The 12,381-nt window shown below is 33.6% G+C and carries 11 protein-coding genes; 7 read left to right on the top strand and 4 right to left on the bottom strand.

The features are described from left to right. The first annotated feature begins 111 nt into the window (after positions 1-111). The 7 genes from NCCP28_RS00300 (at position 112) to NCCP28_RS00270 (ending at position 6,062) form a co-directional block, all read left to right on the top strand. Complete coding sequence (locus tag NCCP28_RS00300; RefSeq protein WP_248559432.1) at positions 112-1,116, top strand: CobW family GTP-binding protein; 1,005 nt, start codon at positions 112-114, stop codon at positions 1,114-1,116. Positions 1,117-1,302: 186 nt separating this feature from the next. Further along, positions 1,303-1,968 (top strand): L,D-transpeptidase, encoded by a 666-nt coding sequence (locus NCCP28_RS00295; RefSeq protein WP_248559431.1) that lies wholly within the window; start codon positions 1,303-1,305, stop codon positions 1,966-1,968. 408 nt (positions 1,969-2,376) lie between these two features. Then, a complete protein-coding gene (locus NCCP28_RS00290; protein WP_248559430.1) occupies positions 2,377-3,561 on the top strand; it encodes a GTP-binding protein in 1,185 nt (394 codons plus the stop codon). A 38-nt stretch (positions 3,562-3,599) separates the two neighbouring features. After that, positions 3,600-3,749 (top strand): 50S ribosomal protein L33, encoded by a 150-nt coding sequence (gene rpmG, locus NCCP28_RS00285; RefSeq protein WP_066442686.1) that lies wholly within the window; start codon positions 3,600-3,602, stop codon positions 3,747-3,749. Between the two features lie 93 nt (positions 3,750-3,842). Then, positions 3,843-4,112, top strand: a complete 270-nt coding sequence (gene rpsN, locus NCCP28_RS00280; protein WP_248559429.1) for a 30S ribosomal protein S14 — start codon at positions 3,843-3,845, stop codon at positions 4,110-4,112. Between the two features lie 74 nt (positions 4,113-4,186). Next, positions 4,187-4,549, top strand: a complete 363-nt coding sequence (locus NCCP28_RS00275; RefSeq protein ID WP_248559428.1) for a hypothetical protein — start codon at positions 4,187-4,189, stop codon at positions 4,547-4,549. A gap of 316 nt (positions 4,550-4,865) precedes the next feature. Then, positions 4,866-6,062, top strand: coding sequence for a GTP-binding protein (locus tag NCCP28_RS00270; protein ID WP_248559427.1), 1,197 nt, complete (start codon positions 4,866-4,868; stop codon positions 6,060-6,062). A gap of 317 nt (positions 6,063-6,379) precedes the next feature. Here NCCP28_RS00270 and NCCP28_RS00265 read toward each other — a convergent pair whose 3' ends face one another. From NCCP28_RS00265 to NCCP28_RS00250, 4 genes are all read right to left on the bottom strand, one after another. Beyond that, positions 6,380-7,501: a DUF418 domain-containing protein gene (locus NCCP28_RS00265; protein WP_248559426.1), complete on the bottom strand. Its 1,122-nt coding sequence runs from the start codon at positions 7,499-7,501 to the stop codon at positions 6,380-6,382. 897 nt (positions 7,502-8,398) lie between these two features. Then, positions 8,399-10,057 carry a nucleoside recognition domain-containing protein gene (locus NCCP28_RS00260; RefSeq protein WP_248559425.1) on the bottom strand — a complete coding sequence of 553 codons (1,659 nt, stop codon included), beginning with the start codon at positions 10,055-10,057 and terminating at the stop codon, positions 8,399-8,401. Beyond that, complete coding sequence (locus NCCP28_RS00255) at positions 10,051-11,154, bottom strand: NAD(P)/FAD-dependent oxidoreductase (protein ID WP_248559424.1); 1,104 nt, start codon at positions 11,152-11,154, stop codon at positions 10,051-10,053. Before NCCP28_RS00255 ends, NCCP28_RS00260 begins: the two co-directional genes overlap by 7 nt. A 296-nt stretch (positions 11,155-11,450) precedes the next feature. Beyond that, a complete protein-coding gene (locus tag NCCP28_RS00250) occupies positions 11,451-12,377 on the bottom strand; it encodes a TIGR03943 family putative permease subunit (RefSeq protein ID WP_248559423.1) in 927 nt (308 codons plus the stop codon). Between the last annotated feature and the right edge of the window lie 4 nt (positions 12,378-12,381).

Here is a 12,381-nt window from a genome sequence, read left to right as displayed (position 1 = left end):
GGGAAGCTGCAATAAATTGGGAGGGAGCAAGAGGAAATAAAAGAGAAGGCAGTACATGAAAGCAGAAATGGCAGGAATCAGAGATTAATTTATTTAAAGGAGCGTTGAGTAATGAAAATACCTGTATATATAATCAGCGGTTTTTTAGGAAGCGGCAAAACAACTATCTTGTTAAATTTATTGGAAGAATGTAAAAAAAACAATCGGAGACCAGGTATTATATTAAATGAATTGGGAGAAGAAAATGTTGAAGGTCACTTGTTTAAAGAACAAAATATCCAGGAATTATTAAATGGATGCATATGTTGTTCGATTCAAGAAGATTTAAAGAAAACGTTAGATTATTTTGCTAATGAAACAGAAAAAAATCATATTGATATATTATTTATTGAAGGAACTGGTGTAGCAAATCCAATAGAAATAGAAGAAGTACTTTTATCCCCAAAATATTTAGCCATTTTTCAATTGCAATCGATGATAAGTTTAGTTGATGTTAGCAATTATTTGGAATATCAAAGCATATTTTCTACTACAGCAGAAGTAAGAAAATTACTTCGAGAGCAAATTTCCAGTGCCACCATTGTTCTTTTAAATAAAATAGATTTAGTGGATGATAAAATATTGAGCAAAGTACAGAAAAAGATAAACGATCAAGTGAAGCCATTGGCGCCCATTATAACAACTACATTTGGAAAAGTTGCTATTCAGGAACTTCTAAAGAAAAGGTATAATGTATTTCATATAGCAAATCCAGAAATGCCAGCAAATGCAAGCTGTTCTCTATATGGATCAAGCTGTAATCACAATCATAGTCATAAAAACAATCATTTTTCTATTAATGCGCTGAAAATAGATAAACCCCCAGCAATGAATAAAGGCAAGCTAGAGAAGTGGCTAAAAAAAATTCCGGGAAATATTTTGCTAAGAGGGAAAGGCATTATAAAAATAGAGGGGAAATCTGGGTTATTCAGCTTTCAATATTCTTCTGGCAAGCTTGCAATCCAAAAAATTAACAACGAGCTGGACAATCAACTTACTATAATATTAGTTGGCAGCCAGTTAAATAAAGATGAAATCCTTGTGAGCTTTAATAAAACTTTTGCTATTAATAAATAAGTAGAATTTTCTTATAATAGCCAGTAAAAAAGAGTTATTTAATTCTATTTACTGGCTATTATTCTTGCATTCATCCAAGTAGCAGATTCTATCTTATTATTTGTTTGTCGACTTGTAAATTTTTTGACAATACGTTATTTTTATAGTAAGTTTAAATCAGAATAATTACGATTTGTGGAGGGTATAATGAAAAATGCATCGAAGTATTCTTTTTTTCTATTATTGTTAATAATAGTAGCAAGTTTAGTAGGCTGTTCATCTAATAGTCTTATTGCCAATACATCTGAAAAAGAGAAGAATACACCGGATAACGAAAAAACTGTTTTGGATGATAAAGAATCGAAAGAAATTATAAAGGAAAAAACAGCAGACCAAGCTGATGAAGAGAAAGAAGCTGTACGTAAAGAGATAGATTGGAATAATCCCTCTAATGGGACCTATCCAGACATCAAAAACGCTCAGTCTCTTTGGATAGATGTTTCTGTGGATGATCAGAAAGTATATATAAAAAATGAAAACACTATTTTATATACAATGGTTGCCTCTACTGGACTGGATACAAATCCAGATAATTCTACCCCTAAAGGGACTTATTACATTGAACCAGAACGTGGGGAGTGGTTCTTTTCTTCTGGCTATAAAGAAGGCGCAGAATATTGGGTGTCTTGGAAAAATCATGGGGAATTTCTATTTCATAGCGTTCCTATGGATGAAAATAAGCAAGTAATAAAAGCAGAAGCGGAGAAATTAGGAGAAAAAGCTTCTCATGGCTGCATTCGCTTAACAGTTTCTGATGCAAAATGGATTTATGATAATATTCAAACAAATACTAAGGTAGTAATCCGCAGTTAAAAAGGAAAATCGATTTGGTTAAAAGGCTGCCAATTGATGTGAACCCCAAAAGTTAGATTTTATTCTAACTTTTGGAGTTCATTACAAATTAGGTGACCTTTTTGTATTTGCTAGTAATTGATAAACAAAAATATATATTAGTGAAGTGGTATGAGCTTATTATAAAGAATGTAAGAAAGTACCATAATATTTGTAGATGTGATCTGCTATTTTTATTTTCTTGCAAAAAATGTTGCAAATTCTTGTTTTTTAAATTATAATATTTAATTGTTATACAAACTATCAAAAGATGGATTATCTAATTTTTATCAGTAATCATTTTTTTTGATTTATAAATCGTAATTATTACGATTTATATCCAGTAGATGAATGCTTGAATTTAGTTTTTAGCAATAAGGAGTGAAACTATTGAGTAGTAAGAAAATCCCAGTTACAGTACTAAGTGGCTATCTTGGTTCAGGCAAAACTACTTTGCTTAATCACATTTTATTTAATAAGGAAAACCTAAAGGTTGCTGTTATCGTCAATGATATGAGCGAGGTCAATATTGATGCTTCTTTGGTGAAACAGGGAGGGTTTTCTAAAACGGATGAAAAGTTGGTAGAAATGCAAAATGGCTGCATTTGCTGTACGCTTCGGGAGGATTTAATCATCGAAGTAGAAAAACTTGCAAGTCTGGGCGACATTGATTATATCGTGATAGAATCAAGTGGAATTAGTGAACCTATTCCAGTTGCTCAAACATTTACCTATGTAGATGACAGTATGGGAATTGATTTATCTAAATTCTGCAGACTAGATACAATGGTAACGGTATTAGATGCTAATCGGTTTTGGCATGATTACGCTTCGGGAGAAAGTTTGCTAGACCGAAAACAAGCAGTTGATGAATCAGATGAAAGAGAAGTAGCTGATTTATTGATTGATCAAATTGAATTTGCTGATGTCATTTTATTGAATAAAGCAGATTTAGTTTCTGAAAATAAGCTTCATGAATTGAAGGCTGTTCTCCAAAAGTTTAATCCAGGGGCAAGGATAGTGGAAAGCGAATATTCTCGAGTGCCTCTAGACCAAGTATTAAATACAGGATTATTCGATTTTGAGGCTGCTAGTCAAAGTGCAGGCTGGCTAAAAGAGTTAAATGAAGAACATATTCCAGAAACGGAAGAGTATGGTATTTCATCCTTTGTGTATCGCAGCAATAAGCCATTTCATCCTGTAAGATTGATGGCATGGATTGAAGCATGGCCGGCCGAAGTGGTGCGGGCAAAAGGGTTTATTTGGTTAGCGACAAGAAATGATATTTCCGGGTTGCTGTCACAAGCTGGACCATCCTTAACTATTCAGGCAGCAGGCAAATGGATAGCGGCCTATCCTGAATCTGAGCAAAAACAAATTTTAGAAGAAGAATCAGAGCTTCAAAAACGCTGGCATCATACATACGGCGATCGTATGACAGAGTTAGTGATGATCGGCATTGGAATGGAGCAAAAACAAATTGAAAAAGGTTTGAATGCATGTTTACTTACAGAAATAGAAATGACGAAGGATTGGTCCAAATTTATTGATCCATTGCCTGCATTTACGATGTAGTCAACAAAATACAATATTATATTTAGGAGGAAATAAATATGAGAGTAAATATTACATTAGCATGTACAGAAACAGGAGATAGAAATTATATCACAACAAAAAATAAACGAAACAATCCTGATCGCATTGAATTGATGAAGTATTGCCCACGTTTAAAAAAACGCACTTTGCATAGAGAAACAAAATAGATTATTAAAATCTTTTTTTAAATAGAAAATTATAAAATTTAAATCGTAATGATTTCGTTTTGTTAGAAACAGAAAATGAAGGAGGAAATAAACATGGCAAAAAAATCGAAAGTAGCAAAAGAAAAAAAACGTCAAGCAATGGTGGAAAAATATGCAGCTCTTCGAATGGAATTAAAAGAAAAGGGGGATTATGAAGCACTTGGAAAACTGCCAAGGGATTCTTCGCCAACTCGTTTGAAGAATCGATGTGAAGTAACTGGCAGACCAAGAGGCTATTTAAGAAAATTCAAAATGTCCCGTATTGCTTTTAGAGAATATGCTCATAAAGGACAAATTCCAGGAGTTAAAAAAGCAAGCTGGTAATAAAGCACTTGAACAGCCGCCAAATTCTTACATTTGGCGGCTGGATCTTTAAGCTAAGGTTGGAGGAATAGTAAATGAGTTCAATAAATCCTATTTTAGTTCAATTTTTGTATCGTAGTGCCATAGCAAATCTGTCAGATAAAAAACGAGAAATTTATCAGTACATAGAGAGGAAAGAAGATGAGTTGGAGAAGATTGCTCGTAATGAAAAGCAGTTTATTCAGCTTATGCATGAAAAATCTCCATTTAAAGAAGCTGCAGATTATTTTTCACTTGATATTTCGTCGATTAAAGAGGTAATGGATGAGGCACAAGCTGAAATAGATTTGATGATAATGGAAAGAAGCAATCGAATGAGATGGATTGATTACACAGGTGCAAAAAAAAGTTTCCGCAGAAAAAAAAGTAAAGAATGGACTTTTATATTTGTATCTTAATATTGCTTTTTAAGATGAGAACTATCTGATACAGTTTTTATCAACATTATGAGAAGGAGCCATTTTAATGTTTGAATGGGTAATTATTGGTGGAGGCATACAAGGAGTAACACTGGCTGCCTTGTGCAGAGTGTGGTTATCCAATAATATCAAAAGCATTACAATGGGGTCCGGATTTATATGTTACAGGTGCTTTAGCTGAATTGGAAATAGGGCCGATTGCCCGCAATATATCGGGGGCTAGGCAAGCAGCCGAGCGCATTGTAAGTTATATCTAAAGCAATATATTTTTAGGGAAAAGAAAGGAAGAATAAAAGTGAAAAAGATACCAGTGACAGTTTTAAGCGGCTATTTAGGTTCAGGCAAAACAACTTTGCTTAATCATATTTTGAATAATCGGGATGGTCTGAAGGTTGCCGTAATCGTTAATGATATGAGTGAAGTCAATATTGATAGTGAGTTAGTTCAAACACAGGGCGGCTTTTCCAGAACGGAAGAAAAATTGGTTGAAATGTCAAATGGATGCATTTGCTGTACTTTACGGGAAGATTTGCTGGTAGAAGTAGAGAGGCTGGCCAAGCAAGGGGATGTAGACTATATTTTAATCGAGTCTTCTGGGATTAGCGAACCAGTTCCTGTTGCTCAAACTTTTTCTTATATTGATGAAGAACTAGGAATTGATTTAACAAGATTCTGCAAACTAGATACAATGGTGACAGTAGTGGATGCCAACCGTTTTTGGCATGATTTTGAATCAGGAGATTCTTTGCTTGAACGTAAAGAGGCTGTTGGAGAAGCGGATACTCGAAATATTGCCGACTTGTTAATTGATCAGATTGAATTTTGTAATGTTTTAATTTTAAATAAATGTGATTTAGTAGAAGAAGATGCCTTAGAAAACTTAGAAAAAGTAATTAGAACCTTGCAGCCTGAAGCAAACATTATCCGTACAGTAAATAGTATGGTAGATCCGAAAGAAATTTTGCATACAAATCTATTTGATTTTGACAAAGCAAGTGAATCAGCTGGATGGTTAAGAGAGTTAAATATAGGGCCAGCAGAGCATACACCAGAAACAGAAGAATATGGAATAAGTTCCTTTGTTTATACTAGCAAAAAACCATTTCATTCAGAACGATTTAATGATTGGTGCGGATATATGCCAATTCAAATTGTTCGAGCAAAAGGGATAGCATGGTGCGCATCTAGAAATAACTTAGCGCTTTTATTATCACAAGCAGGCCCTTCAGTGAAAATTGAACCGATTTCTTACTGGGTTGCATCTCTTCCAGAAGCCAGACAAAAAGAAATATTAAAATATAATCCAACTTTGAAAGAAAATTGGGATGAAAAGCATGGTGACCGCCATACCAAATTAGTATTTATTGGAATGAATTTGGATGTAGAATTAATTAAAAAAGAACTGGATGAGTGCTTGCTGACAGATGCTGAGTATAAGGATGATTGGTCTAAGTTAAGCGATCCTTTTCATTGGCAAGTATCTTCTAATTAAGGGCATGAGAGGTCAGTTTTATAATTGATTTTACGTTTATATATAATAGTAGAAAGTAGGAGATATAAAACGTAATGATAACTATTATTAAAAAATGAATGAATAAAAATTTAAGAAAAGTATCGTTTTGCCTTCTTTATCCTAATGATTCCTATAATAAAGTTGTTTGATTTTATTCCGCCAAAGCATGCGTTAATGGAATAAGAAAAGGGGCTTTATTATGGTTTTTATTCAAAAGGAATGCTGCCCTGATAGTGGAACAAAAAAGCTGGAGATAACCAATTAAGTCTTCAGCTTTTGCTCCGTTTTTCGCGTTATTAAATTGCTGATTTTTTTCTTAAAAAGGTTTCAAAAGGTCCTCTTATAGATCTTTGATGCATATAATTAGCAACTAATACTGAAAGAATCCAAACGAAAACCGCAATCAAATCACTCCCGAATTGCCTAATGTGTCCACCAAGGCCGCCAGCATAAGGAGCTAAAATGAAAACAAACAGAATAGACTGAAATAAATAAAAACTTAATGAACGTTGTCCAAGAGCTGCAATAGCTTTTGTAAAGCTCCCACTTTTTCCTTCCAGCTTAATGACCAGCAATCCAATCAGCGCTGTCCATCCAACTCCACCTGCATAACCAGTGATGGTATGAAGTGATTTTGCGGTTGTTTCCCATATATCATTGTAATTTGTCCAAAATAAAGAAGACATTAGGGCCATCGGGATTCCGCCAGCTGTCGATATTAAAAGTCCCAATATAGCAGCCGTAATAAGTAACTTCTTATTGCTCTTAGGGTTATCTATTACCTGAAAACGTGCCACTAAAATGCCAATTAGCAACCCGGGAATTACTTGATAACTCAGTATAGGTGTATAGAATATCCAATCAAACATTCGGGTAATAGCTGCCTCAAAAGGTTCTTTAATAGTAGCCGATGCAGTGACCTCCATATTTAATGCATCAAAACCTCTAGGCATGGTGGGAGCAAACACTCCCACCAAGATAAGAAAAAACACAGCTATTATAATAATAGTTCTATTGGATAATCGAAGAAATACACTTGCAAAAAGGAGAGCGATAAATCCATACACGCCGATAATATCCGCGAAAAAAAGAGTTGCATGGATAAAACCTATCACTAACATCCAAGCTCCTCTACGTTTAAAAATTTTTTTAGTATCCTTCCAACTGTTCCCTTTTCTCTCTTGACTTTTCATTAATTGATGAAGCCCATATCCAAAAAGGATAGCAAATAAAGGGAAGGCGCGTCCGTCAATTACAACTTGCCGAATACATACAGTTAACTGGTCAGTAAAAGTAATTTCTCGTTTAGTTGAGAATATAAATTGATTTGCATGTGCCAAAGCAATAAACAATAACATAAAACCTCGTGCTAAGTCTGGTGTTAATTTTCTTTTATTGACAAATGAAATAGTATTCATACATTTTCCTTATAATTTATTATTGTGGATCTGTTTTATCTATTCAAACAAGAAGTGAAGTATAAATCTTTTTTTGTTTTATGCCTAACTTCCCATAAAATATATCACTAATTAATGTGATGATAGCTCTCATTATATTCATCTTTTAAATATATCATAAAACAACTGAATTTATTATAGGAATGCTACTCCTATAGTTAAACAAAACAAAAACAGATAATCTATTTTTTAATAACTTTATGATGTTTTAAACGATTTTATTATAAATTAAAATACTTTATTATCTCTGCATACCTCATTGAGAATGGAAGTAAAGCCCTTGCTGTTTGTACAAATGGGAAAAGCATTTTCTTCACTAATGAGCAACACTTAAAAAATATACAAGTTATTCAAGATGAAATAGAAATGCTGCAGCCGAGCTAAAGCAAGCATCTTCATTAGCTCAAACTTAAATAAAAGGGGTGGAATTGAAACAGATGAGTATGGAAAAACAAATATTGATGGCATTTATGCTAGCAGAGATAATGCAGCCGTAGAGTCAGAAGCATCTGTTCATGCTGCAAGCGAGGAAGGAGCGGTAAGTGATTTAGCAAATGAAGGTTTTTTTAAAATTAATTTACTAGGTTTTATAGCGGAGATTAAATCTATGAAAAAAAGAAAAGTATTCCCTTGAAGGAATGAAACATACGTACTAAATGTTTTGAAGAACGCTTTTATGTGATAGATTCAGGGCACTAAGATTAAAAAGTGATCCTAATTTATCACAGCAAACGAAGCATTAGTCAAAAGAACCGTTATTTTCATTAATCTTTTTCTAAAAATAACGGTTTTTGTTTGTTTTTGTATAAGAAGGAAAAGTTGTTTTTTTATTTGAAAGCTAACAACCTTATTGTTAATTTATAAAAAATGAAGAACATTATGGCCTATCATTAAGATACTACCAAGTAAAATGGAGGTTATTGCTTGCCGATAAAGGAATTTCCAGGCTTGCGCTAATCCTAATTCCTTCCATATTGTTGATAAAGTAACAATACAAGAGGTTAGAGTTGAAGCAAGGAAAACCAGCAAAAATAATTGAAAATGAGATAATACAGAAAATAGTTCTCCATTTCCTTTGTTTATCATAAGAATGCCATCTTTTCTAATAATGGAAAATGCTAAGGCAGCTGCTCCTTCTATTGGAAGATGCAACAGATATAACAGCGGATAGAAGATTATAGATATAAACGATATAATCTTCAAGTATTGCAATAAACTAGCTACAATGCAAATAATCATAAAAATCGGCATGGCTTGTTTAAGAAATTGGAATAAATCTGCTTTTAATCGATAAGTTAGGCTTAGTAAATTGGGTTTTTGAATAAATGCTTTTCGATTAAAATTTTGTTCATGAAACGTTTGTTTATCAAACCACAATCGATTGTGGATGATTCCTCCTAATAATAGAAGCAAGATATAAGGAAAGAAAAGCGATGCTGCTTTTGCAGCATTAAAGATTGATAATGTTGCACCAATTTGATAGCTGCATGCAGATCCGAAAGAGATGAACGATATACATTGGGACCTGCTGCAGGAATGACATCCTCTACTCTGAAATACAGCCACTACATTGCATCCAAATCCTGCAATAATAGGGGCTATATCCCGCCCTGTCAGTCCCATTTTTTTTATTAATGGTTCTATACAGTCTATAATTCGATCTTTTAATCCTGTTTCTTCTGTTAATGCTTTACTGCAACTAATTAATAGTACAACCGGAAAAGCCCAAATAAAAGAATAGATCCCCAATGTCAGCAGCCCATAATCATCTATGAAAATTGTTTGGATGATTCTAGGACTGCTATTGAACAAGGATTTCACCTTATCAATAAAATAAGCATCTACGACTGGCTGAATAAAGTTAGAAAAATAATAGGCCAACATAACTGGAATTAAAAACATAGCTACTAAACTTAATAAAGCTAAAATTGTTCCGAAATATTTTTTTTCAAAGAAAAGGGAAGGTGGATCTATTTTGTTTATTGGTAAACTTAGTAGTTTTTTTAACTGAAAATCCTTTATTGTGTCCTCCTCGCTAACGCATTCTAACACTAAATCAATTGTATTATTGGCCAATTTGCGAGTATCTACAATAAAAATTGGCAGCTTCTTTTTTATTATTTGGCTGGAAAGCAACTGTTTTCCTTCTGATGGCATTTTGTCTGAAAAGGTGACAAAAAGAATGAGTTTTTTGGTCGTTTTTTCAATGAAAGGATATAATTTATCTAACTCTTCTATAAAATGAGTACCACGAACCACTAAAAAAATGGTGGATGCATTTTTTATTTCTTGTTTTACTATATTTTGCGTTTGGGAGTCCGTATGATTGATCCCCGGTGTATCGCTTAAAAATCCATAAGGGAAGGGGGTGCTGGAAATACTGACGGTCGAACCTTTGACATTTGTTTCATCACCCATCTTTTTACCAGACAGCCGAGAAAATAAGGTGGTTTTGCCAGAAGATTCAAATCCAATAATAACTGCATTCCTATGGTGAATGCGTTGGTTGGCTAGCATTCACAATTCACCTCGCAGCATGATAAATCTTCCAAAAACATATTATTTTGACGGTATACATCGAAGACCTCATTTGAATAGTTTATATTGCTGCGGTCTAGTATTTCTTTCGCAATAACTGCAAATCGTTGACGAAATTTGTATATATAACAGAAAATAACGTTTTGGTGTTTAACATTAGGTCCTGCTAAAAATAAACCAGATGTAATGGTTGATTCATCTTGAGAGGTTAACTTAGGGATCATTCCATTTTCCCATTCAAACAAGGATTGAATTTGTTTAACGCCCGGTATAAAGCCTGTTGCTAAGATAGGTCTTGTTTTCGAAACATGTGTTGTTCCATCTGACAAATAGAGTACATAATCACCATCTATTAGAGCTATTTTTAAAACTTCTACATTATCTAGCAGTTCTAAACGATCTGTATCATACGCAATTTCTAATCGTTCCTTTGTATAAGGAGATAAAGCTATACTTGGGTCAGCCTTAGCAGTATTCCATGTGGAAGTTCTGGAAATGACAGTAACATTCCTTTCGTTTGCAGTAAGATGATAGGCTGCATCTATTCCGCTTTCATAGCCCCCTATAACAGTAAATTCTTCTCCCTCTAATTCAGACCATGAACGAACAAATCTGTTATGTAGCGCAAGTCCGGCTCCTTCAAAGGAATTTAAATTCGGCGTTGTATATTCACCTGTTGCCCATACTACGAAAGTTGATTCAATGATCTCCTGCTCGGTATAAAGCTGGAATGTATCCTCCTTTTTTTCCGCTTTTTGAACAAATGCCTGTTTTACTGGAAGTTTAAAATGATCCACCAATAACTGCAGGTATTTAGCGTATTCTTTTCCTGTTAAATGTTCTTTTCCAAAAGTATATGCTGGAGATGTTTCGGGGGCTAATGCATTTAAATCTAACATGCCAAACCCATGTCCAGTAAAGGAAGGGGTGATAAGCTTCATTTCCTCCGGCCACTTTTGAAAACTTGCACCAATTTCCTCCTTTTCTAAAATTAAAAAATCATGGAAGTTTAATTTTTTTAATAAAATGCCTAATCCAATTCCTGATGGTCCGGCACCTACAATAATTAAATTCATTTAAATTCATCTCCTGGTCTTTTGATTAGCAAAAAAATAGCAGCTTTCTCCGTCAAATTTAAATAATTAATATTTTTTATGTTCACAATGGAGTGAGGGGAGAAAACATGTTTTACGAGTATAAAACGTAATCATTACGTTTTATAATATACATTTGGCCATGATTAGTCAACTATCATTATTTATTGGCAAGGAGATAGTAAACATTATACAAAAATTATATAAAAATAACCTTCTCCTAATATTAGGAGAAGGTTAATGAAATTATTTATTATCAGTCACGCAAACTTAAATACTTATTTGACATCTAAGGGATAGACGTAAGGCTGTTTGGGTTCATTGATGGTTTTCCATTCCGTAATTTTTATCATAGGAAGTTCTGCTCCATTATAGGATGTTTTCTCTATTGTTCCCTTTGCTTCTAACCAGGTATCTTCTGCAATTGTTTTTGCTTCAGGAAACTCTGACAAAAATCCAATAATGCCGGCATCTGCTATACAATGAGTAATCAGAAATCTAGAGATTACTAATTGATTTTGCTTAAGGCCGTCCTCTTTATAAACGAATCCTTTAAATTCAATGGTTCTGCCTTCATATGTTCCTATATCAATATTAATCTTTTCATAGTAGGCGGAAAATACATCATCACTCATTTTAATGTGATTGCTTTGTTCCAGCTTCTGATTTAATGCTTGAAATTCTTCCTGGGTTATTGCCTGTTGATTTGCTAATCCAGAATCCATTTCATTATCATCTTGCACAACTTGCGAAGTGTTTTTGTTGATCTCTGTTTGAGTCACAGAAGTTTCGGCAGTGTTTTGTTGGTTTGCTAGAATGGCTGTTCCTCCTTTTTTTTCTGCGATAGATGCATCAAGAAATTTAGCTGGAAGGAAATAGCCAGTAACTAAAGGAAACACAATAATTACATAAGCAAATAGTTTCTTTTTAGTAAAAGGTGAAGTTCCATGATCATGATGACAAGACTGACTGTCATTATGATTGTTATGATCGCACGCGTGATTATGCTTTTTCTCTATTGTCCTTATTCTTGTAATTTGAATAATGCTTAAAATAAAAAATATAAAAGAGGCTACTATACTTAATTTTACATATTTAGGGTTAATAAATTTTGCAATTTCTCCAGAATAATTCAATTTAAAGAGCAAACCTGAAAAAACAAGCAGTATAAATGCCCTGAAAGCTTGCTGAAAATTAATTTTCACGTTC

This window comes from Niallia sp. NCCP-28 (genome assembly GCF_023168165.1).
Taxonomy (GTDB): domain Bacteria; phylum Bacillota; class Bacilli; order Bacillales; family Cytobacillaceae; genus Niallia.
This window is presented reverse-complemented; position numbering and strand designations above follow the sequence as displayed.